The organism is Citricoccus sp. NPDC055426 (assembly GCF_040677445.1).
Lineage (GTDB): Bacteria > Actinomycetota > Actinomycetes > Actinomycetales > Micrococcaceae > Citricoccus.
Genome location: NZ_JBFARZ010000006.1, coordinates 118966 through 141626, shown reverse-complemented (window position 1 = coordinate 141626; position 22661 = coordinate 118966). Strand labels below are relative to the sequence as shown.

Annotated in this window: 20 protein-coding genes; 8 read left to right on the top strand and 12 right to left on the bottom strand. The window is 72.2% G+C overall.

Going from position 1 to position 22661, the window contains the following annotated elements; translation table 11 throughout:
- Positions 1-11 precede the first annotated feature (11 nt).
- Together AB0K08_RS10720 and AB0K08_RS10715 are read right to left on the bottom strand one after the other, a co-directional pair.
- Positions 12-1658, bottom strand: a complete 1647-nt coding sequence (locus AB0K08_RS10720) for an ATPase (RefSeq protein ID WP_363354215.1) — start codon at positions 1656-1658, stop codon at positions 12-14.
- 11 nt (positions 1659-1669) lie between these two features.
- Positions 1670-2308, bottom strand: coding sequence for a flagellar biosynthesis protein FlgA (locus AB0K08_RS10715; protein ID WP_363354213.1), 639 nt, complete (start codon positions 2306-2308; stop codon positions 1670-1672).
- 199 nt (positions 2309-2507) lie between these two features.
- On the opposite strand from AB0K08_RS10715, the gene AB0K08_RS10710 reads away from it, so the two are divergent.
- The gene (locus AB0K08_RS10710) at positions 2508-2738 is read left to right on the top strand and encodes a helix-turn-helix domain-containing protein (protein WP_363354211.1); all 231 of its coding nucleotides are present in this window, start codon (positions 2508-2510) and stop codon (positions 2736-2738) included.
- On the opposite strand, the gene AB0K08_RS10705 is transcribed toward AB0K08_RS10710, so the two are convergent.
- Positions 2720-3283: a hypothetical protein gene (locus AB0K08_RS10705; protein ID WP_363354209.1), complete on the bottom strand. Its 564-nt coding sequence runs from the start codon at positions 3281-3283 to the stop codon at positions 2720-2722. The genes AB0K08_RS10710 and AB0K08_RS10705 overlap by 19 nt on opposite strands.
- Positions 3284-3487: 204 nt before the next feature.
- Between AB0K08_RS10705 and AB0K08_RS10700 the strand changes: the two genes are divergently transcribed.
- Together AB0K08_RS10700 and AB0K08_RS10695 are read left to right on the top strand one after the other, a co-directional pair.
- On the top strand, positions 3488-4267 hold the full coding sequence (locus AB0K08_RS10700) for a hypothetical protein (RefSeq protein ID WP_363354207.1): 780 nt from the start codon (positions 3488-3490) through the stop codon (positions 4265-4267).
- Positions 4268-4339: 72 nt separating this feature from the next.
- Positions 4340-4924, top strand: a complete 585-nt coding sequence (locus tag AB0K08_RS10695) for an Rv3235 family protein (RefSeq protein ID WP_363354205.1) — start codon at positions 4340-4342, stop codon at positions 4922-4924.
- A gap of 20 nt (positions 4925-4944) precedes the next feature.
- Here the strand turns inward: AB0K08_RS10695 and secA are convergent, their stop codons facing one another.
- From secA to mtrA, 7 genes are all read right to left on the bottom strand, one after another.
- On the bottom strand, positions 4945-7704 hold the full coding sequence (secA, locus tag AB0K08_RS10690; RefSeq protein WP_363354203.1) for a preprotein translocase subunit SecA: 2760 nt from the start codon (positions 7702-7704) through the stop codon (positions 4945-4947).
- 107 nt (positions 7705-7811) lie between these two features.
- Entirely contained in the window at positions 7812-9077 is a 1266-nt protein-coding gene (locus AB0K08_RS10685) for a crosslink repair DNA glycosylase YcaQ family protein (protein WP_363354307.1), read from the bottom strand.
- Positions 9078-9135: 58 nt separating this feature from the next.
- Positions 9136-9816 carry a ribosome-associated translation inhibitor RaiA gene (gene raiA / locus AB0K08_RS10680; RefSeq protein ID WP_363354201.1) on the bottom strand — a complete coding sequence of 227 codons (681 nt, stop codon included), beginning with the start codon at positions 9814-9816 and terminating at the stop codon, positions 9136-9138.
- A gap of 164 nt (positions 9817-9980) precedes the next feature.
- Positions 9981-10859: a phosphoribosyltransferase family protein gene (locus AB0K08_RS10675; RefSeq protein WP_363354199.1), complete on the bottom strand. Its 879-nt coding sequence runs from the start codon at positions 10857-10859 to the stop codon at positions 9981-9983.
- Between the two features lie 106 nt (positions 10860-10965).
- Positions 10966-12708, bottom strand: a complete 1743-nt coding sequence (locus AB0K08_RS10670) for an LpqB family beta-propeller domain-containing protein (protein WP_363354197.1) — start codon at positions 12706-12708, stop codon at positions 10966-10968.
- The gene (gene mtrB / locus AB0K08_RS10665; protein WP_363354195.1) at positions 12708-14534 is read right to left on the bottom strand and encodes an MtrAB system histidine kinase MtrB; all 1827 of its coding nucleotides are present in this window, start codon (positions 14532-14534) and stop codon (positions 12708-12710) included. Before mtrB ends, AB0K08_RS10670 begins: the two co-directional genes overlap by 1 nt.
- 1 nt (position 14535) lies before the next feature.
- Positions 14536-15213, bottom strand: a complete 678-nt coding sequence (gene mtrA, locus AB0K08_RS10660; RefSeq protein WP_363354193.1) for an MtrAB system response regulator MtrA — start codon at positions 15211-15213, stop codon at positions 14536-14538.
- A 230-nt stretch (positions 15214-15443) separates the two neighbouring features.
- Between mtrA and AB0K08_RS10655 the strand changes: the two genes are divergently transcribed.
- The 5 genes from AB0K08_RS10655 to AB0K08_RS10635 are packed head-to-tail and all read left to right on the top strand — an operon-like array spanning position 15444 to position 21098.
- On the top strand, positions 15444-16703 hold the full coding sequence (locus AB0K08_RS10655) for a hypothetical protein (protein ID WP_363354191.1): 1260 nt from the start codon (positions 15444-15446) through the stop codon (positions 16701-16703).
- Positions 16704-16713: 10 nt separating this feature from the next.
- On the top strand, positions 16714-17424 hold the full coding sequence (locus AB0K08_RS10650; protein ID WP_363354189.1) for a DUF4129 domain-containing protein: 711 nt from the start codon (positions 16714-16716) through the stop codon (positions 17422-17424).
- On the top strand, positions 17421-18710 hold the full coding sequence (locus AB0K08_RS10645; protein ID WP_363354187.1) for a DUF4350 domain-containing protein: 1290 nt from the start codon (positions 17421-17423) through the stop codon (positions 18708-18710). Before AB0K08_RS10650 ends, AB0K08_RS10645 begins: the two co-directional genes overlap by 4 nt.
- Positions 18707-19750: a MoxR family ATPase gene (locus AB0K08_RS10640; protein ID WP_363354185.1), complete on the top strand. Its 1044-nt coding sequence runs from the start codon at positions 18707-18709 to the stop codon at positions 19748-19750. Before AB0K08_RS10645 ends, AB0K08_RS10640 begins: the two co-directional genes overlap by 4 nt.
- 13 nt (positions 19751-19763) lie before the next feature.
- Positions 19764-21098, top strand: a complete 1335-nt coding sequence (locus AB0K08_RS10635) for a DUF58 domain-containing protein (RefSeq protein ID WP_363354305.1) — start codon at positions 19764-19766, stop codon at positions 21096-21098.
- 43 nt (positions 21099-21141) lie between these two features.
- On the opposite strand, the gene AB0K08_RS10630 is transcribed toward AB0K08_RS10635, so the two are convergent.
- Positions 21142-22287: a hypothetical protein gene (locus AB0K08_RS10630; protein WP_363354183.1), complete on the bottom strand. Its 1146-nt coding sequence runs from the start codon at positions 22285-22287 to the stop codon at positions 21142-21144.
- Entirely contained in the window at positions 22284-22658 is a 375-nt protein-coding gene (locus tag AB0K08_RS10625; RefSeq protein ID WP_363354181.1) for a chorismate mutase, read from the bottom strand. The genes AB0K08_RS10630 and AB0K08_RS10625 overlap by 4 nt, the downstream gene beginning before the upstream one ends.
- Positions 22659-22661 lie beyond the last annotated feature (3 nt).

Here is a 22661-nt window from a genome sequence, read left to right as displayed (position 1 = left end):
GAGGGGCCCCGTCAGCCCCGCCCGAACACCCGGAGCACACGGCGCCCGACGCCGGCCCGTGCGGTCTGCGCGGAGCCCTCGGCCCCCGCAGGCCCTGCCAGCCGGGCCACGGCCCGCCGCAGCGCGGAGGAGGGGGCGGCCTCTGCCAGCACCTGCCCGCCGAGCAGCGCCCGGTCCAGGGACCGGCGGTCCCACGGCAGGAAGGCGGCCACCGACCAGGAGCCCCCGAACCGTTCGAGGACCCCGGTGATCTGGGATCTCGGGGCCACGCCGGAGGCCTCGGCCCGGACCTGGTTGACCACGACCTCCACCACGGCCCCGCCCCCGGTCTCCACGTGGTGGCCCAGCTCGTCGAGACCGTGGATGAGCCGCGGCAGCCCCACGGGGTCCCCGGTGCCCACGGCGATGATGCGGTCGGCGGCGCCCAGCCCGGCCAGCGTGGCCGCGTTGCGCTGCGGGGCCGGGATGTCGAAGCTGAGCTCCTCGTCCTCCTCCAGACAGAACCCACAGTCCACCACCACCTCGTCCCAGCCGGCGGCGGCCGCGGCCAGGACGTCGTCCAGCGCGGACCGCCTCAGTTCAGGCCACCGGTCCGCGCGGGTGAGTCCGGTCAGGACCTGCAAGGTGGTCCCGGCCACCCGGGCCCGGAGGGCCGACCGTTCAACGCCCGCGGGCGTGATCCCGCCCTGCTCGGCCAACCGGCAGGCCTGGGCGATGCCGGCGGACTCCTCCAGCAGGCCCACGTGCACTCCGGCCGCGGCGGCGTACGTGTCCAGGTCCACCAGCAGGGTCCGTCGACCGGACAGGGCGAACTCCACCGCCAGGTTCACGGCCACCGTGGTCCGGCCCGGACTCCCCGCGGGTCCCCAGACGGCGGTGACCCGGGGTGGCTCGGGCGACTGGTCGACGGCCGGTTCCGGTCCGTGGGAGCCTGCGGGTCCGGATACGGGTCCGGCTGTGGGGTCCGTCGTAGCGTCTGACCTCGCGCCGGCCCTCGCGCCGGGTCGTTCATCGGTGCCCGTGTCAGCCCCTTGGTCGGCCCCGGGGCCGACCTCTCCGGGACGGGCCTCACCGGGTCGGGTCTCACGCCCGGACCCCGGGGCGGTGCCCAGGCCACCGGCCGCGGCGGGGTCGCCGCCCCTGAGGTGACCGCCTGCCGTGCCGTCTTGCTCGGGTCGCCCCGGAGCGGCGCCGTGTCCGACGTCCGCGCGGTCCGGTGTCCGGCCCGGGATCGACCGACGGCCCCGGGCCCGGGCAGCGGGACCGGACCCGGCCGGGGCGGTGGCTGGGGGTGGGCCCTGAGCCGTGGCGTCCATGAGCAACGCGGCCAGTTCCGGTGGGCCCACCTCCGGCGAGGCCACCGGCACCCCGAGGCGGGTCAGCCGCTCGCGCTCCTCGGCCACCTCGCTCAGGGCCACCACGGCCACGTTCCGGCTGCCCCGTCCCTCGTCGGCCAGGGACTCGAGGAAGGTCAGGGTGAGCTGTTCCGTGTCCCCCGCCACGAGCACCGCGTCGGCCAGTCCGGCTCGGGCCACCGAGATCAGTTCAGCGAGGCTCTCGCACCGGCGGATGACCGTGACCGGGCCGCGTAGACGTTCGAGCCCGGAGACATGGTCATAGCCGGGCATGATCGTGGTGGCCACCGAGACCCTGCGCATGCGCCCCCCCCCTACCGGCCCACGAGGGAGGGGACCACGCTGATCCGGGCGCCGTTGCCCTTCGCGTCCAGCACCTGGGGCAGCTCGTCCGGACCGACCAGGACCTGTACGGTGACGCCGCCGCTGGCGCCGAACGATCCCGAGGCCTCGTTGACCTCGGCCAGCTCGGCCGAGGGGGCCACGAGCCCGGGCTCGGCGAAATCCTGGCTGCCGTCGCGGACGGCGATCCACACGTCCACGCGGGCCCCGGCACCGGTCCCCTCCGGCAACGGGTCGTCCACGGTGAGGGACACCGGCTGGCGGGATGCGGGATCCGTGCCTGCCACCGCCCGGGCCGGGAGCAGTTCCCCCTGCCGGACGGTCCCCACCACCGAGGAGTCTTCGGGGAAGGGCTCGCTGGCGGGCAGGTAGTCGTCGGTGGCATCGCCCAATCTGGCCTGGACGACCGTCAGCTGGTCCGATTCGACGACCTCCCCGGGGACCAGGTCCTGACCCGCCGCCCAATAGCCGTCCGAGGAATCGAGGGACTGCACCAGGGCCACGGTGCCCGCCACGGACAGCAGCACCAGCAACAGCCCCGCCAGCAGGCGCGGGTCGCGCCATCCCGGCCTGCTGAGTCGGGGGGCCTCCACGGTGTTCTTCCCCTCCACGCGCACTCTCCCTCTTTGGCCGGGGTGGGTCGTTCGCCACCGTCATCGTCCGTCCAGACTAACCATGCCCCGCGGCACCGAGGCGAACCTGTGGACAACCCGGTCCGCGGGTGCTCCTGTGGACAACGCTCCCGGAACGTCCACCCATGGGACAATGGTGACCACCACGACCACCGACCGTCTCCGACCCGGAGGACCGATGCCACGCTTCCTCACCTTGACCGATGTTGCCGAGGAGCTCCAGATCTCCATGGCACAGACACGGGCCCTGGTGCGCAGTGGCGAACTGCCGGCCATCCAGATCGGCGGCCGCGGCCAGTGGCGTGTGGAGCAGGTCAAGCTCGACGAGTACATCGCGGACCTCTACGTCCAGCAGGCCGCCAAGACCGAGGCACGGAAGGCCTCGGTTTCTCAGACCGAGGGCGCCTGAACCGAGCGCATCACGTGGATGGCCCCGAAGGGGATCACCCGGAGTCCGCGGACGTTGCGGCCCCGCCGTTGCTCGTCGAGCGGGTGCACGGCCAGGTCGAGGTGGTCCAGGCCCACCCGGTCGATGGTCCCCTCACCGATCAGGCGGCCATCCCGCCCGGAGACGAGGACGCCGGCCCGGGCTCGGGACAGGGACCGGAACAGCGAGCCGATCGTCAGGTTGCGCCGCCCAGGTGAGGCCTCCGGCGCCGCGACGGGTAGCGGGCTGTCGATGGAGGCCACGGCGTCGAGGCTGACCACGAGGCTCCCGCTCCGGTCCGTCCCGCCGAGCCAGGTGGCCCCCACGGTCGAGACCGTCAGGTCCAGGCGCCGGCCGTCGTCCAACAGCACGGTCAACGGCTTCCCCAGGGCACCGCGCAACCTGTCCGCCAGCCCGATGGAGGCCCGCTCACCGCGGGTCATCTCCGCGGCTTCTGCCTCCGTGTCCTGCCACCGGCCGTGGGCCAGCTGGGCCTCGAGGTCCGCGAACAGCCCGTCCCATCTCATGACCACAGCCTAAGCCCGGCGGGGCGCAGTCAACGGCCCGCCTGCCGCAGGCCACCCTGGCATCAAAAGACATCAAACGACATCAAACGACACTGATCATCACTGCCGATGATCTATTGACACCCACTGAGATCTACTGTTGCCTAGAGTCACTCATCACGAACTGCGGGACCCAGACGCCCGCCAGGCCACGAGGGGCACACCATGGGCACACGTCCTGACGACCGCCGTCCGGCATTGCGCGGCGACGACCTGATACTGGCCCTGTTGTGCACGGCCGCCGGGCCACTGCTGTGGTGGTTCGGCACCAGCGCACTGTCCGGCACACCGTCCGGCGGGGGAATCCAGGTCGTCGAGCGGTCCGTGGCGTCCCTGTGCGCCGGCTCCGGCGCGATCATCGCCGTGGGCTGGCTCGTGGCCGTGCTGGGCGCCACCCTGGCAACGTGTGGACACCGCTGGCGGTCGGCCCGGCTGGCCCGCCTCGGCCGGGCCCTCTCCCCCGCGTTCCTGCGCCGGGTGGCCGCCTCGGCCCTCGGTGTGAACATCCTGCTGGTCCCCGGGGCATGGGCCGTCGGCGGTCCAGACCACGGCCTGGGACACCCCGGCCCCGTGGCAGCACCCTCCGTCGTGTGGGCTGCCGATCGTTCCGAGGTGCCCCACCCGGGATGGCTTCCCACCTCCACAGAACGCTCAACCGCGGGCCCGGGACTGCCGACGCCCACGTGGAAGCCAGAGACGCCGGCCCCGGCCTCCCCGGGGTCGACCCGCACGGCACGGCCCTCCGCCGCAGAGGTCACCACGATCTCGGTGCGGCAGGGGGACTGCCTTTGGGACATCGCCGCCCACGAGCTGGGCCCGGCGGCTACCGACCTGGAGGTCGACCGTCGCTGGCGCCAGTGGTACCAGCACAACCGGTCGATCATCGGCACCGAGGCCGACCTGCTCCTACCGGGCACGGTCCTGACGGCTCCGCCCTTCGACTAGTCCCACCGCCTGCACCCCCACCGACCGCAGTCCCATCACGGCTATCCCATCGCCAGAGCATCCGGAGGAATCATGACCACGCTCACCACAGCAACAGCAACAGCAACAGCAGCAGCAACAGCCCCGGCGCAGGAACGGACTCTGGGTCTGACCCGGTCCCCCGTCCCCGCGTCCCTGCCGCCCCTCGCGGGGTCCGGGGCCGCGGGCGTCCCCCGGCGGCAGCCCTCAGCACGGCCGGGCACAGTGTGGGCACCCCGCGTGCATCCGGACCTCGGCGCCCAGGCCGGCGACCGCGCCCGACAGGAACTCCGCCGCGAGGAGGAACGCACGGTCCGTTCCCTGGCCCGGATCGTGGCGCTGGCGTGTGTGGAGGCCGAGCTCGGCCTGCGCCCGGCCCGGCAGCTGTCCAGGTGGCTCGACCTCCCGACGTACGGCAAGATGCTGCGCCGCTCCGAACTCGCCCAACGCATCCGGCCCACCGGGCCCGGCCACGCGGCCACCGCCCCCACAGCGCTCGGCGCCCGGGTCTGCCGCGCGGGGGACGGCGTCTATGAGGCCAGCGCGACCATCCAGTTGCCGGACCGCGCCAAGGCCATGGCCCTACGGATCGAGCAGCACCGCGGACGGTGGAAGGTCACGGCCCTGGAACTGGGCTGAACGCCTTCGGTCCCCCGCGGTCAGCGGCGGCTCTTCTTGGACTTCTTGCCACCACGCGATGCGGATGATGCGCCGTCGCCCGAGGTCCCGGTGCCCGAGCCGTTCTGGCCGGCCCCACCGTCGGTGCGCCGCACCTGCGTGGTGACGTCCCCCGAGTCGGACGGGGCGGAGAAGCGCAGGGTGGACGGCTGGCGCGGGGCATCCAGGCCCTTGACGTTCAGGACCGGGGTCATGGTCGCGGACCGGGCGTCCTTCACGCCGGGCAACGAGGTCGGTGCCGGTGCGGTCTGGACCTCCAGGTTGAACAGGTAGCCGACGGACTCCTCCCGGATGGCCTCCATCATGGACTGGAACATCAGGTACCCCTCGCGCTGGTACTCCACCAGGGGGTCGCGCTGCGCCATGGAACGCAGGCCGATGCCCTCCTTGAGGTAGTCCATCTCGTAGAGGTGCTCCTGCCACTTGCGCCCGATCACGGAGAGCACCACGCGCCGCTCCAACTCGCGCAGGGATTCCGCGCCGATGGCCCGCTCCCGGTCCTCATAGGCCAGCTTGGCGTCAGAGACCAGCTCACGCTTGAGGTCCTCACCCTTGAGCCGGGCCAGCCCGCCGGATTCCTCGACGACCTCCTCGGCCGTGACCCCCACGGGGTACATCTGCTTCAGGTCCGTCCAGAGCTGGTCCAGGTCCCACTCGCCGGCATGGCCGACCGCGGTCGCCTCCGTCACGATGGCACTCACCGAGTCCTCGAGGAAGTGCTGGATCTTCTCCTGCAGGTCCTCACCCTCGAGGATCTGCCGGCGGTCCGTGTAGATCGCCTCACGCTGGCGGTTCATCACGTCGTCGTACTTCAGCACGTTCTTCCGCTGCTCGGTGTTGCGCGACTCCACCTGCTGCTGGGCGTTCTGGATGGCGCCGGAGACCATCTTCGACTCCAGGGCCATGTCATCCGGGACCGAGGCGGAGTTCATGATGCGCGAGGCCGCCCCAGGGTTGAACAGGCGCATCAGGTCGTCCGTCAGGGACAGGTAGAAGCGGGACTCGCCGGGGTCCCCCTGACGTCCGGAACGGCCGCGGAGCTGGTTGTCGATCCGGCGGGACTCGTGACGCTCGGTGCCGAGCACGTACAGGCCCCCGAGCTCGAGGACCTCCTCGTGTTCCTTCTTGACGTGGTCCTGTGCCGCGGCAAGGACCTCGTCCCACTTCTCCTCGTAGGTCTCGGCATCCTCGACCGGGTCCAGGCCGCGCTGCTGCATCTCGGCCACCGCGTTGTGCTCGGCGTTGCCGCCGAGCATGATGTCGGTGCCGCGGCCGGCCATGTTGGTCGCCACCGTGACGGCGCCCTTGCGCCCCGCCTGGGCCACGATCGCGGCCTCACGGGCGTGGTTCTTGGCATTGAGCACCTCATGCCGGACACCGCTCTTGGCCAGCAGCTTGGAGAGGTACTCGGACTTCTCCACGGAGGTCGTGCCCACGAGCACGGGCTGGCCGGCCTCGTGCCGTTCGGCGATGTCCTTGACCACCGCGTCGAACTTGGCGACCTCGTTCTTGTAGATCAGGTCCGTCTGGTCCACGCGCTGTTTGGCCCGGTTGGAGGGGATCACCACCACGCCGAGCTTGTAGGTGGACATGAACTCGCCGGCCTCGGTCTCCGCCGTGCCGGTCATGCCGGAGAGCTTGTCGTAGAGGCGGAAGTAGTTCTGCAGCGTCACGGTGGCCAGCGTCTGGTTCTCCGCCTTGATCTGCACCCCCTCCTTGGCCTCGATGGCCTGGTGCATGCCCTCGTTGTAGCGACGTCCTGCCAGCACGCGCCCGGTGTGCTCGTCCACGATGTTGACCTCGCCGTTGAGCACGACGTAGTCCTTGTCCTTCTTGAACAGCTCCTTGGCCTTGATGGCATTGTTCAGGTACTGGATCAGCGGCGTGTTCGCGGACTCGTAGAGGTTGGTGATGCCCAGCCAGTCCTCGGTCTTCTCGATGCCGGGCTCGAGGACGCCGACCGTCTTCTTCTTCTCGTCGACCTCGTAGTCCTCGTCCAGGGTCAGCTTGCGGACCAACTTGGAGAACTCGGTGTACCACCGCGAGGCGTCGCCCTGGGCCGGCCCGGAGATGATCAGCGGGGTACGGGCCTCGTCGATGAGGATGGAGTCGACCTCGTCGACGATGGCGAAGTGGTGGCCCCGCTGGACCAGCTCGTCCTTGGACCACGCCATGTTGTCCCGCAGGTAGTCGAAGCCGAACTCGTTGTTGGTGCCGTAGGTGATGTCCGCGGCGTACTGGGCGCGTCGGGTGGCCGGGTCCTGGTTGGCCACGATCACACCGGTCTCCAGGCCCAGGAAGCGGAACACGCGGCCCATCAACTCGGACTGGTAGCTGGCCAGGTAGTCGTTGACGGTGATGATGTGCACGCCCTGGCCGCTCAGGGCGTTCAGGTAGGCCGGCGCGGTGGCCACGAGGGTCTTGCCCTCACCGGTCTTCATCTCGGCGATGTTCCCGAGGTGCAGGGCCGCACCGCCCATCAGCTGGACGTCGTAGTGGCGCTGGCCCAGGGTTCGCCCGGCGGCCTCCCGCACGGCCGCGAAGGCCTCGGGCAGCAGGGAGTCCAGGGTCTCGCCGTTCGCGATCCGCTCGCGGAACACCTCGGTCTCACCGCGCAGCTCGGCGTCGGACATCTGGCGGAACTCGTCCTCCAGGACGTTGATGGCGTCAGCGAAGCCCCTGAGCTGTTTGAGGACCTTCTTGTCCCCGGTCTTCAGGATTCGTTCGATGAAAGATGCCACGTGCCTAGACTCCCTGTTCCCCGGTCCACCGGGTGCGTCGGTATGCGTTGCGCTCTGTGATCCCCTGGATGGGCCGGTGGCCGCGGGGATACCAGCACAGTCTACGGTCAAAAGACTGGGAGCTTCCTCAAGGTCCGCCGCAGCTCACCCGACAGGTCGCCCGGGGCGTCCGCGTCCACCACCGTCTCCTCCAGCCCCAGCCACCGGGACAGTTCGGCCAGCTCGGCGGCCAGTTCGCAGACCAGATGCCCGACGCCGGCCCGCGGGCCGGCCGTGCCCGTCCCGTGGGCGGGGGGCGGGCCGGGGATCTGCCCCGGGTCCTCGGACCAGACCCCGCGCACCAGCAACTGCCGGGCGGCGCGATCAGCCTTGAGGTCGATCTGGGCGACCAGTTGCTCGCCCAGCAGGAACAGCAGCGAGTAGTAGCCCCTGGTCCGCTGCGGGGCCGGGGTGTAGATGCCGAGGCGGTACCGCACACCGAACAGGGCCTGGACCCGGGGCCGGTGGAACACGAGCGGGTCGAAGGGGCTCACGAGGGCCCGGCCGGTGGCCCGGCGTGGCACCGTGGCCTCGGCGTGCCGCCACGCCGGCACGGTCTTGCCCCCGGGGGCCGGCAAGCGGACCGGCTCGAGGAGGCCCTCGCGGCGCAACTCCTGCGCGGCGGAGCGTGCGGCGGCGACCGGAATCCGGAAGTAGTCGGCCAGGGAGGCCTCGGTGGCCACCCCGAGCGCCCGGGAAGCGGCGCGGACCAGTTCCACGGCGGCGGCGTGGGGATCCGGCACGGACGGCTCCCCCGCGAGCCGCGTCCCCGGGAAGAACCTCCGCTCGAACTGGGCGGTGCGGCCCGCGCAGGCGATGCGGCCCGAGGCGAAGAGGTCCTCGAGGACCCGCTTCACCACGGACCAGTTCCAGCCCCAGTGCCCCTCGGACCGGCCGTGGTCACCCACGTGCGCCTCGACCTGCCGTGCGGTCAGCGGCCCGGAGGCCTCCAGCAGGTCCAGGATCCGGAGGGCGAGTGATTCCCGGAACCCAGGCTCCAGGTCGGTGGCCGTCATCCAGGTGCGGCGTTGCACCGCCATGAGTGCGGGCCTGAGCCGGACCGGGACCAGGGAGGCCTCATGGGCCCAGTACTCGGTCCAGCTACGGGGGCTGCGGTGGGACAGCCGGTCCAGCAGTGCGGGTTCGTAGGGGCCGAGGCGGCTGTAGACGGGGAGGTAGTGTGCGCGGGCCAGGATGTTGACGGAGTCCACCTGGAGCACGCTGAGCCGGTCCGCGACGGCCCGGACCCTCCGGGCACCCGGGGACTCGGAAGGACGTCCTCGATGCAGGTGCTGAGCCGCGAGCGCGGCCCGGCGCGCCTCGGAAGGGCCCATCACGGGACCGCCCGGCTGCGACGAGCCGGGCGGTCCCTGACGGCGGGTCACCGCAGCATCAGACGGCTGCGGCCCGATAGTCGATGTCCTCCTCGTGGACCTCGGCGTCCGGATGGTCCGCGTCCAGGATGATCACGCCGTAGCTCCATCCCTTACGCCGGTACACGGCGGAGGGCTGACCGCTGGCGGCGTCGATGAAGAGGTAGAAGTCGTGGCCCACGAGTTCCATGGCGTCCACCGCGTCATCCACGCTCACGGGCCTGGCCGGGAAGATCTTCTTCCGGATCCGCACCGGAGCCTCGTCCTGACCGTCCTGCTCGGCGTGTTCCTGGGCCGCCTGGTTGGCCATGGCCTGCTCGACCAGCGACTGGCCCGGCTCCACCGGGGGGAGCACGGCGGTGGCATCGGCCACGGAGACCCTCTTCTGGTGGCGGTCCTTCTGCCGGTCGCGCAGGCGGCGCAGGCGCTCCAGGAGCTTGCCGAACGCCAGATCGAATGCCGCGAACTTGTCATCAGCCTGGGCCTCCGCGCGGATGACCTTGCCCTTGCCCTGGACCGTCAGCTCAACGGTGAGCTTCTCGGCCGAGTGGCGGTGGTTGGACTGCTGGGTGACCTTGATCTCCAACCTCTGGGCCCGGGTGGACAGCTGCTCGATCTTGCTGAACTTTTCCTGGGCGTAGTCCCGGAAGCGGTCCGGGATGGAGACGTTGCGGGCAACGTAGCTGACGTCCATGGTCATGATGTCCTCCTAGGAGCCTGACGGCTTTTCGAACATGTGGCGTGCAGTGGGGCGGGCGGTTGAGGCGCCCCCTTAAATGCACATCGGCGGCGGGAAGAACTACTCCTTCCTGCCGCCGGATACGGACCCCCGGGGGGCCCGTTGGGATCACCCTAGTACGTTCTTCACGCGGAGTTAAGACCTTCATCGGATCCTGGTCCCGGGGCCGTCACCGCGGCGAGGACCACCGCTCCGACCGGCGAGATCCCCGCGTCCTCGAGGGCCCGCCACGTGGCCGCCAGGGTGGAGCCCGTGGTCATCACGTCGTCGAAGAGCACGACGCTTGCGGTGCCGCCCCGGGCGGCCCCCGGGGCGTGTGCGGCGAGGCGGCGGGTGGGCCGGAATCGGCCCCGGGTGCCGGCGCGCCGCTGCCGGGACCCGCTGCCCGCATGGCTCGTCCGGTGCCGCAGCGCCTCCATCGCAGGCGCCCTCCGGTGCGCCAACCAGCCGTGCGCCACGGTCCATCCGGGTGGCAGGGCCCCGCCCAGCAGCTCCTGGACCGGGTCGAACCCCCGGCGGCGGTAGCCGGCGGCGCTGCCCGGGACCGGCACCAGGGTGAACGGCCCGCAGATCCCCAGCTGTTCGGGAACGGCCGCCAGGGCCCGGTACACGGCCGGTCGCAGGAACCGCACCACGGGCAGCCGACCGTGGTCCTTGAAGGCCAGCAGGGCCCGTGAGGCCTCCGCGCCGTAGCGCGCTGCCGCCACCACGGGCAACGGGGCGGACTCCCCCGGCTCCTCGAGCGCTGCCGCGGCCTCGGATGGACCGAGGGAACGCAGCGGCAGCGCGCCCGCGTCCCGTTCGGCCCGGAAGGGGTGCAACAGTTCGGCGGTCAGCCGCGGCGCGCAGTCGGGGCACACGGACCCGTCCCGCACCCCGCACAGGACGCAGAGGCTGGGCAGGAGCAGCCCGGTCAGCTCACGGGAGGCAGCGGCCGCAGTCCGCACGGCGGGCCGGTGCACGGCGGCGTCGAGGAGCGCGGCGAGCCGCTGAGGGGTCTCCATCGGACCAGTCTGCTCCAGGACACCGGGCGGGGCGGCCTCACCCGGGCCCAGTGTGGACGACGCGCCCGGGAGCAGCCCGGTCGACCGGGTCCCGGCCGGTCACCGCCTACCCGGGGAAGGCCAGGTCGTGGGCCAGGGCCCCGGTCTGGGACCGCCAGGTGGAGCCGGCCAGGGTGTGCACCGCCTCGGCCGTCTCGGCATAGATCGGGTTGTCGCCGGGGCCGGTCGAGAATCCGGTCATCCCCAGCAGCGGGCGCAGGGTGACGAGCGAGCCGTCCAGGCCGATGATCTGGGCCTCCACCGAGGAGTCGCTGCTCGTGGCGGCCACCAGCAGCTTCTGGTCGGAGACCCAGTTGACGTCGCTGACGGGGACGGTCGGCTCCAGGCGGACCGGTGAGCCGAGGCCGCGGGGCACCCCTTCGGAGTCTCGGATGACACCGGCGAGGTACAGGTGGGCGGAGTCCCCCTCCCCCGCCACGATCGCCGCCCGGGTGCCGTCTCGGGAGATCCTCAGCGCCAGGACCGTGCGGTTGCCGAGCCACTCGGCGCTGATCTCCCGGGAGGCATCGGCCGAGCCGGCGGCCCGCACGGCCATGATGCGGGTGCCGTTGGCGTGGTCCACGGTCCAGATCCAGCCGGAGGAGTCGAAGCTCGGCCGGGTGAGTTCCCCGCCCTCGACCTCGAGCTGCTGGGATCCATCGGTGCCGGCGGAGACCATGCGGGTCCGATCGGCGTTGAGGAACGCGAACCGGGTGCCGTCCAGGCTCATGGCCGGGTCCAGGGGTCCGCCCTCCACCTCGACCTGCAGACCGCCCACGGGGACGGTGGCGTCGCCTTCGAAGTAGACCAGCTCCCCGTCTGCCACAGCGACCTGGGTCGACCCCACCCCGGGATTGATCTGCGCCGGTTCGAAATGGTCTGGCACCGCCCCCAGGTCCAGGGGGTTCAGGTCCACGGACATCTCCACCCCGGAGACGTTGTTGAGCCCATCCAGCGTCAGCTCGAGTTGCTGCTGCATGCGCTGCCGGCTCAAGGGGTCCGCGCTCTCGACCGTCTGCTGGGTGAGATCGACCTTGGCCTGGCCGCCACTGATCGGCACGGACGGCCTGGAGAGCTCTGAGCCGGACTGGAAGGCCGTGCGGACCGCGCCGTCCAGGTACGGGGCGGGTCCGTCCATCAGGGCGCCGACGATGTCCGCGGCCGTGCCGGAGCGATTGAGGAACCACCGCAGGTCCGGCACCGCGTAGGCGTAGGACTGGTCATAGAAGTACAGCTCGTGGGAGGCGAACAGGGCCCGGAACTGCGCCGTCTCCAGCATGCTGCCCCCGGGCACCTGCGAGATCCGCCACTGGCCGTCCACCTCCGTGAGTTCGAACCCGACGGCCTCGGAGGTGTTGGCCGGCATCCGGTTCATGATCCCCCGTTCATCCACCACCGAGTCCACCTCCATCTGGACCTCGTACTGGTTCTCCTGGGCTGAGGGCACCACGGTGGGCGCCTCGTTGTACACCAGGGTCCGGGCCTCCGGGTTCCAGGACGTGGCGGCCTCCTCGGTGAGGAATTCCCGGGCCGTGGCGTAGTCGTCCTGGATGCCGGTGCCGGCGTTCAGGAACCCGCGGATGATCTCCTCGGGGCTGGCATCCTGCGCCGGGCCGGCCGGGGTGAAGGAGTAGTTCATCTGGTTCTCGGCCCCGGGCAGCGGGTCGGAGGTCCCGACCGGCCCGCTCTGCGGCAGGTGGGCACAGCCGCTGACCAACAGCAGTCCGGCCATCAGGACAGCGCACAGGACGGCCACCGGGCCGCGGCTGCGCGGCACGCGGGCGGCACCCGCCGGATGGGAGAGCTTCATCAGGATTCGTCCTCCTCGTGCGGCGCGGCGTCCGGGGCGTCTGCGGACCCGGCGGACGCGGGGGTGTCCGGGCGCTGGCGGTACAGCGACTGCTCCTGGATCCGGTCCGGCAGCACCTCACCGGCCAGCTGCGAGGGCTCCAGGTCCTCGAGGTCGGACGGCAGCCGGCGCTGTGCCTCGGTATACGCCGGGGGCAGCTGAAGCGGTGCGTCCTCGCCCACCGCGGCGCCGCTGCTGCGCGGGATGATCAGGCGGAAGGCCGACCCGTCCCCCAGCCGGCCCCACGCGTCCAGTCGGCCGTTGTGCAGCCGGGTGTCCTCCGAGGCGATCGACAGGCCCAGCCCCGAGCCTCCCGTGGTCCGGGCCCGGGCGGGATCCGCCCGCCAGAAACGGTCGAAGACACGGGAGGCCTGTTCCTCGGACATGCCGATGCCGTGGTCACGCACCACCACCGCCACATCGGAGTCGTTCGCCCCGACGACCACGTCCACCGGGCGTCCCTCGCCGTGCTCGATGGCGTTGTTGACGAGGTTCCGGATGATGCGCTCGATGCGGCGCGGATCCACGTGTGCGCTGACCTCGGAGCCCATGGGCACCACGTACACGGCGGTGTTGGCCTTGTGTGCCAGGGGCTGCGCCGTCTGGACCACGTCGGTGGCCAGGTGCAGGATGTCCGTCTTCTCCGGGGCCATCGTGGCGGCACCGGCATCGAACCGGGTGATCTCCAGCAGGTCCGCCAGCAGGGCCTGGAACCGTTCCACCTGGTGGTAGAGCAACTCGGTGGAGCGGCGGTTGATCGCGTCGAACCCGTCGCGGGAGTCGTAGAGCACCTCGGCGGCCATCCGCACCGTGGTCAGCGGGGTGCGCAGCTCGTGTGAGACGTCCGAGACGAACCGCTGCTGCATCTGGGAGAGTTCGGCCAGCTGGGTGATCTGGTCCTGGATGTTGTCTGCCATCCGGTTGAACGAGGTCCCCAGCCGGGCCATCTCGTCCTCGCCGTGGACGGGCATGCGCACGGAGAGGTCTCCTGAGGACAGTGTCTCGGCGGCGGAGGCGGCCTGGCCCACCGGTCGGACCACTGACCGGGTGACGTAGACCGCGATCAGGGAGTTCATCATCACCAACATGGCCCCGGCCACCACGAGGACCCGCATCAGGTAGTCCAGGGTGTCCTGCACGCTGGAGAGGTCGTAGACCATGTACAGGGCGTAGATATTGCCCGGCGGGAGGGTCACCTGGGTGCCGAAGGCCAGCGCCGGGCTGGTGCCGCCGTCCTCGGCCGGCAGGGCGATGGACTGCCAGTAGGTCCCGCTGCCGCTCTGGACCGCCTGGGACAGCCCATCGGGAATGACGTCCGCAGACAGCCCGGAGCTGGACTTCGGGCCGACGAAGAGGTTCTGGGTGTCCTCGAGGGGGACCAGGACCATGTCCCGCACCACCGTGGCCCCGGTCTCGCCAGCCAACTGGTTCAGGGTGTTCGTCACCAGCAGGTCGGTGGTCTCGGAGTCATTGGTGTTCGCGTTGTTGAAGATGGACCGGGCCTGGTTCAGGCCCCGGTTGGATTCGGCCTCGACCTGGTCGAACCGGGACTGGAACAGACCCGAGGTGATCTGCTGGGTCAAGAACAGGGCCAGCACCCCGGCCGCCACCAGGGTGAGCACTGCGGTGATCGCCACCGTGCGCAGCTGCAGGGAGGCGGTCCATCGGCGCCGAACGGCCGAGAACCACCCGAGGAGCACCTCGCGGGACCGTGACCCGGCCCCCGCATCCGAGCCGGCGGCAGCGGGGTCCGCCTGCTCGGGGGCGGTGACGGTGCCCGTGGTCAACTCAGCTCTGACCGGCCTTGTAGCCGACGCCGCGGACCGTCAGCACGACCTCGGGGTTCTCCGGGTCCTTCTCCACCTTGGAGCGCAGTCGCTGGACGTGGACGTTGACCAGGCGGGTGTCGGCCTGGTGCCGGTAGCCCCAGACCTCCTCGAGGAGCATCTCCCGGGTGAAGACCTGCCAGGGCTTGCGGGCCAGCGCCACCAACAGGTCGAACTCCAGGGGCGTGAGCTGGATGGCCCCGTCCCCGCGGGTGACCTGGTGCCCGGCCACGTCGATGGTCAGGTCGGCGATCGTCAGGGTCTCCGGGGCGCGCGTCTCGCCCTCGCGCAGCCGGGCCCGGACCCGCGCCACCAGTTCGGCGGGCTTGAACGGCTTGGGGACATAGTCGTCGGCGCCGGCCTCGAGCCCGCGCACCACATCAGAGGTGTCCGACTTGGCCGTCAGCATGACGATGGGGGTGTCCGATTCGGCGCGGATCGCCTGACAGACCTCGATGCCGTCCATCCCGGGGAGCATCAGGTCCAGCAGCACCAGCTCGGGACGAGTGGACCGGAACATCTCCAGCGCCTGTGAGCCGTCCGCACAGAAGGTCGGTTCGAAGCCGTCGTTGCGCAACACGATGCCGATCATCTCCGACAGCGCCTCGTCGTCATCGACCACGAGAATTCTGGCCTTCACAGGAATGGTCCTCCCCTTCACCGAAGTTCCCGCCGGAGGGGTTCCTCCGTCCGACGCCGCCGTCCGGAGGCCCAGTGCAGACCGGCCCGTCCGGCCATCCGTTCCACCTTATCCGACAAGCAGGGATGCGGCCGATATAGTCGTGTCTGCACCTGGGCGCGCCGCGCCGGCACCGGCCGGCCCGCCCGTCCACCGCCACAGGACCGCAGGAACCTCAGGGGGATCTTCCGTTGGACCAGAACCACCCACCGCAGGACGGCAGCCGAGGCCCGTGGGAGCAGGACGGCCCCTCACCCTATGGCCCGCCGACCCAGGGCCCCTCCCCCTACGGTGCCTACGGTCAGCCGCCGGTGCAGCAGAACCCCTACGGCAGCCGGCAGCCCTATGCCGCTCCCTCCCGCCGACCCGGCATCATCCCCCTGACGCCGTTGGCCCTCGGTGACCTGCTGAGCGGATCCTTCGCCGTCATCCGGCGCAATGCGGCCGCGGTGGTGGGCACCGCGCTGATCGTCTCCCTGATCGAGATCCTCATCTCCGTCCTGGCCACCACCATGATGTTCGATGCCCTCGCCGGGATCCTGCGCCTGGAGGAGTCGGGCGGGGACCCCTTCCTCCAGGACTCGACCGTCGCCCAGACGTTCGGTGCCCTCTCCGGCTCGGTCGCCCTGCTGATGGTGGGGGCCCTGCTCGCCGGCCTCGCCGGGATCGTGGCCCAGGGCGTCCTGGCCGTGGTGGTCCTGCGTTCCGCCGCGGGACTGAAGACCTCCCTCGGCCAGGCCTGGAGGCTGACCGGCCGTCAGGTCTGGTCCCTGATCGGCCTCGGGCTGCTGTACCTGGTGGCCGCGTTCATCCTGGTCCTGGCGTTCCTCGCCGTGATCGTGGGGCTGGTGATCGCCGCGCTCAACGAGGACGGCACCCTGGCCGGGGTGATGGGGATCCTGCTGTTCGTGCTCATCGTCGCCAGCGTGTTGCTGGGGGTCTGGCTCTACGTCAAGCTCCTGCTCGCCGCCTCCGCCGCGGCCGTGGAACTGAAGTCCCCCTTCAGGGCCATGGGCCGGTCCTGGACCCTGACCCGCGGCCACTGGTGGCGGACCTTCGGCATCATCCTGCTGGTGGGGATCATCGTCGGGGTGGTGTCCTCGATCATCACCACCCCGCTGTCCATGATCGGCGGGGTCTTCACGCCCTTCACCGAGGAGGCCTCGGCGGAGGCCATGGTGGAGGGCTCCCGGATCTGGATGCTGGTCAGCGTGGCCGCCACCTCCCTGGTGAGCGCCCTGGCCACCGTCTACACCGCCTGCCTGGTGGCACTGCTCTACACCGACTACCGGATCCGCCAGGAGAGCTTCGACCTGGACCTCGCTGCCGCAGCCGACGACGCCGGGCTGAGCGACGATGCGCGGTTCAGCACCGTTCAGGATGTCCAGGCCGCCGCCGGCACGGACCGACTCGTTCCGGGCCGCCCCGCAGCGGGACCCGCCGATCACTGAGCCGGTCGGCATGGGGCGCTTGATGGGCCGGGCCGGGCCTGCTCCGGCCGCCGTATCCCCGGACGGCTGGGAACCGGACCGGGATGAGGCACGCCGCCTGCTCCAGGAGGAGTTGTCCGCCCCGGAGTATGCCGAGGCCAGGCCCAACCCGATCCTCGAATGGCTCGGTGAGGCACTGACCGCCGTGCTGGCGTGGCTCGACTCCCTCGGCGGTGCCGCCCCCTCCCTGCCCGGCTGGGTCCTGCCCCTGCTCCTCGTGGCGGTGGCCGCCGCAGTCCTCTGGCTGGTCCGCCCGCGGACCGACGCCGCAGTCCGCGCCCGCCGGGCCGCCGCCGTGTTGTCCGATCGCTCGATCAGTCCGGAGCAGTACCGGCGCACGGCCACCTCGGCCGCGGCGGCCGGACAGCACGGGGAGGCGCTCGCGGCCTGGTACCGGGCCATCGTCCGCCAGGCCGAGGTCCGCACCGTGCTGGCGGTCAAGCCCGGACGCACCGCCACCGAGGCCGCCCACGCGCTGGGTGCGGCGTTCCCCGCCGAGCGCGGCGCCCTCGAGGCCGCCGCGGACGGTTTCAATGCCGTGGTGTACGGAGAGCGGCCCGCGGACCCGGCGCAGGCGGCGTCGGCCCGCGAGCTCGACGCACGGCTGCAGCGACTGCCGCTGGCGGCGGACCGCGTGGGGACCGGCTCCGGCCCTCAGGACGGCGTGGTGGCCCCCCGATGAGCAGCTCACCCTCCACTGCCGATCCTTCCACCCCCGGCACCTCCGCCGCACCGGCCGTCGCCACCACCGGCCAGGCCCTGGCGCGCTGGTGGCGGAAGGCCTGGATCTGGTTCGTGCTGGCCGTCCTGCTGCTGCTCGTGGCGTTGCCCACGATCCTCCGGCAGACCCCCGACGACCGACCGCTCTCCCCGGAGTCGGCCGCCCCGCAGGGCGCCCTGGCCGTCGTCCGGGTCCTGCAGGACCACGGCATCGCGGTGCATCCGGCCGACTCGCTCGGCGAGGCGGTGGCCCTGGCCGGTGAGTATCCCGCGGCTCCCGTGCTGTTCCACGATGCCGCCGACCACCTGCCCGCGACCGGACTGGACGAGCTCGCCGCAACGGTCGAGGCGGACCGCCGCGTCCTGGTCGAACCCGACTTCGAGGTCCTGCAGCGGCTCGCCCCCTCGGTCTCCCAGGCGGGACAGGTGCCCGACGGCGACCGGCTGGCCTCCGGGGACGGGTGCCGGCTGGCGATGGGGCGCGAGGCGCAGTCCGTCCCCGCCGCGGGCCGCGCCTATCGTGCGGCCGACGCCGAGGCCTGCTTCCCGGTCCCGGGCACCGGGTCCGGGGCCAGCGGGCCGGCCCACACCGTGCTTCAGACCACCGACGGGACCGTGGTCCTCGGCAACCAGGGGATCTTCGCCAACGCCTCCGCCGGCACGGGGGGCCACCCCGTGCTGTCCCTGTGGTCGCTGGGCAGGACCGCGGACGTGGTCTGGTATCTGCCGGGTCTTCAGGACGTCGCGGTGGACCCGGGCCCGCCGTCCACGGATCAGCTGCTGCCGGACTGGGTCCGCCCGGCCGGGATCTGGCTGATCGTCTGCCTGGCGGTGCTCATGCTGTGGCGGGGCCGCCGCCACGGGCCGCTGGCCGTGGAGCCGCTCCCCGTGGTGGTACCCGCCTCCGAGACCGCGATCGGCCGGGCCCGCCTCTACGAGCGCTTCGGCCACCACGGCGCCGCGGCACGGTCGCTGCGTTCGGCCACCCTCGTGCGGCTCTCCCGCGCCCTGAGACTGGGCCACGGTGCCTCCGTGCAGGCGGTCGTTTCCGCGGCGGCACGCGTCACCGGCCGCGATCCCTCCCGGGTGGCCGCCGATCTGGACGTGGCGCAGGTGGGCACCTCCCGCGAGCTCGTGGCCGCCGGCCGGGCGCTGCAGGAGCTGGAGGAGGCCGTGCGGACGGCCCTGACCACCGATCCGCCGCCGCCCGGCCCGAGAACCCCAGACCCCGATGGAAGGACACCATGACCATTCCGAACCCCGAGTCCCAGCCGGGCCAGCCGGGCCAGGCGGGCCAGCCGGGCCAGCCGGGCCAGCCGGGCCGGCCGTCCCCCACAGACGAGGACCTGCGCCGCACCTTCGGCGCGGTGCGCGAGGAAGTGGCCCGCGCCGTCGTCGGGCAGCAGCCGGCCGTCACGGGACTGCTGATCGGGCTGCTCTGCAACGGCCACGTCCTGCTGGAGGGCGTGCCCGGGGTGGCCAAGACCCTGCTGGTGCGTTCCCTGTCCGCCGCGCTGGACCTGAAGACCCACCGCGTCCAGTTCACCCCGGACCTGATGCCCGGTGATGTGACCGGCTCGCTCGTCTATGACACGAAGACCGGCGAGTTCGAGTTCCGCGAGGGGCCCGTCTTCACCCACCTGATGCTGGCGGACGAGATCAACCGCACCCCGCCGAAGACGCAGGCCGCCCTGCTGGAGGCCATGGCCGAGGGCCAGGTCTCGGTGGACGGTCTCTCGCGGCGGCTGCCGGATCCGTTCATGGTGGCCGCCACCCAGAACCCGGTGGAGTACGAGGGGACCTATCCGCTGCCCGAGGCGCAGCTGGACCGCTTCCTGCTGAAGGTCACCCTCGAGCTGCCCGAACGCGAGGACGAGGTCGAGATCCTGCGCCGCCACGCGGCCGGGTTCTCGGCCTCGGACCTGGCCTCGGCCGGTGTCACCGCCGTGGCCGACGCCGCGACGATCCAGGCGGCCCGCGCCGCCGTCGGGAGGGTCCAGTCCGGCCCCGAGGTGCTGGGCTACATCACGGACCTGGCGCGGGCGAGCAGGCTCTCCCCCTCCTTCCAACTGGGTGTCTCGCCCCGCGGGTCCACCGCCCTGCTGCAGACCGCCAAGGCGTGGGCGTGGCTGAACGGCCGCGACTACACCACCCCGGACGACGTCCAGGCGATGGCCCTGCCCTGCCTGCGGCACCGGGTCTCGCTGCGGCCCGAGGCCGAGCTGGACGGCGTCAGCACGGACCAGGTGCTCTCCGGGCTGCTCGCCACCGTCCCGGTCCCCCGCTGATCGGCGCGTGCTGATGGTGTTCTCCGGCCGGTTCCTGATCTTGGCCCTGGTCTGCCTGCTCCCGGTCCTGGTGCGCCCCGGGACGGACACGATCCTGTGGTGCCTGTTGGCCCTGGCCCTGGTGGCGGCCGCCGATCTGCTGCTCGCCGCCTCACCGCGCACCCTGGGACTCGAGCGGGAGCTGCCGGCCTCCTCCCGCCTGGACGAGCACGTGGACAACGCGCTGCTGGTGACCAACCGGGGCCGGCGCCGGCTCCGCGGTTCGGTGCGGGACGCCTGGCAGCCCTCGGCCGGGCAGACGGTTCCCCCCTCGTCGCCGCCCCCCTCGTCGCCACCCCGCGCGGATGCGGCGGTGGCCCTGGACGTGCCGGCCGGGGAACGACGCCGGACGCTCACCCACCTGGTGCCGCGCCGCCGGGGCACGCTGCGCACCCCCTCGGCCACCGTGCGCTCCTGGGGCCCGCTCCGGGTGGCCGGGCGGCAGCTCACGATCCCCGCCCCCGGTCAGATCAGCATCCTGCCGCCGTTCCGCTCCCGCCGGCATCTGCCCTCACGGCTGGCCCGGCTGCGGGAGATGGACGGGCGCTCGGCCGTGCAGCACCGCGGGGCCGGCACCGAGTTCGACTCCCTGCGCGACTACGTGCGGGGGGACGACGTGCGCTCCATCGACTGGCGGGCCACCGCCCGCCGGCAGGACGTGGTGGTCCGGACCTGGCGGCCCGAACGGGATCGGCGCGTGGTGATCGTCCTGGACACCTCCCGCACCGCGGCGGCCCGCGTGGACGACGAGCCCAAGCTGGACACCGGGATCGAGGCCGCCCTCCTGCTGGCCGCGCTGGCCTCCGCCGGCGGGGACCGGGTGGAGCTGATCGCCTTCGACCGCCGGGTGCGGGCCCGCGCCTCGTCCACCCAGAAGGGCAACCTGCTGCACCGGATGGTCACGGCCCTGGCCCCCGTGCAGCCGACGCTGCTCTCCGCGGACTGGTCCAGCATCCCGGTGGAGGTGGCCGCGGTCTCCCGGCAGCGCTCCCTCGTGGTCCTGCTGACCGACCTGGACGCCTCCTCGTTGCAGGAGGGGCTGCTGCCGGTGCTACCGGCCCTGACGGCCCGCCATCAGGTGGTGGTCGCCTCCGTGGCCGACCCGCAACTGGCCCAGATGGCCCGGGTCCGGGACGACGCCGAGACCACCTTCCGCGCGGCGGCCGCCGAACGCGCGGGGCTGGAGCGCCGGGCCGCCGCCCGCGAGCTGGAGATGCTCGGCGTGGAGGTGGTCGACGAGGCCCCGCACGTCCTGCCGCCCGCCCTCGCGGACACCTACCTGCGGCTCAAGGCCGCCGGCCGCCTCTGACGGCGCTGACGGCACTGACGGCACTGACGGCTCCCCCTCCGGGTCAGGAGAGGCCGCCGTCCTGACGGATCCGGTCCAGTTCCTCGGCGGCGGCCACCGTGCCGTCCACGGTCCGGTTGGCCTGGACGCGGGTGCCGCCGGACAGGTCCGGGGCGGCCAGGAGGAGCTGGCCGAGCCGTGCCGGGTCCAGCCCCAGCTGTTCCCAGGTCCGGGCGAGCCCGACGGCGGCGCCCCGGTAGGGCCGTTCCGCCGCGGTCCCAGCGGTCCCGGGAGTCACGGCGGTGCCGGTGATGTCGGGGGGCGGCAGCCGGACGGCCACATGGCGCCCCACCTCAGTCCACCCGGCCACCAACTCCCACCGTGCGGAATCCGAGCCCGAACCCTCGAGCGGTGCCAGCGGCAGGGCCAACGCGGTCATCAGCCGGTCCTCGGCTCCTTCGGCGCGCGCAGGAAGCGCCTCGGAGGCCAGCAGCGCCAGGTCCGCCCAGGCCCAGTCCGCCCCGGCCCCGCGCCGACCGGGGGCCAGGATCAGACCGGTGGCGCCGGCGTCGAGCACGGATTCCAGGACCAGCGTCCAGGCGGACCGGGCCTCCGAGCGGGGAATGGAGCGCACGGTGCGGTAGCCGCTCGCCGTGGGCAGCGCCCCGGAGAGGACGGCGGCGGCGCGCGGCTCGTCCAGCACCACGGTCAGCCGTCCGGCGCCGGTCTGCGAGCGCAGCGCCTTGACGTGGGAGGCCAGGCCCGCAGCCAGCGACTGGGCCACGTCCCTGCGGGCCCCGTGGTCGGAGAGCGAGCGTTCCCCGCCGGGCAGCCAGAGATCGGCGGCGAGGGTCATCGGCCCGGTGACCCGCAGGAGGAGGTCGTCCAGCGACAGACCGGACTCCCCCGCCACATCGGTCAGGGCATGGCGGTCGGAACTCAGCGCGGAGACGGCCCGGCGGTGGTCCAGCCCGGCTTCGGGCACGAGCCGCCAGCCGTGCGGCTGGAGGTCCACGGCGAGTCCGTCCAACAGCGCTGCCGTGCGGCCGATCGGATCGGATCCGGGGCCCCGGGCCGGCAGCTCAGGCAGCACCGGCAGGTGCGGGGACCCCAGGACGCCCAGCAGGTCCCCGGCGGCGATCACCGGATCGGCTCCCGGCCAGTCCCCCAGCAGGGTGGCCCGGACCGAGGCGGGCTCCGTCCGGCTCAACGGGACTCGGCCGCGATGGCGCGGTGGTGCTGGATGACCTCGGAGACGATGAAGTTCAGGAACTTCTCCGCGAAGGCCGGGTCCAGGTCGGCGTCCTCCGCGAGCCGGCGCAGGCGCTGGATCTGGGCGGCCTCCCGGCTCGGGTCCGAGGGCGGCAGCTCGTGCTCGGCCTTGAGCCGTCCGACCCGCTGGGTGCACTTGAAGCGTTCGGCCAGCAGGTAGACGAGTGTGGCGTCGAAGTTGTCGATGCTGCCGCGGATCGCGAACAGCTCCTCGAGCACGGCAGGATCGGCGGTGCCCTGGAGGGACGAGGCGTGCGGATCGTAGTCGGGGCCCGGTCGCTGGCCGGCCTCGGCGGCGTGCTCTGTCATCCC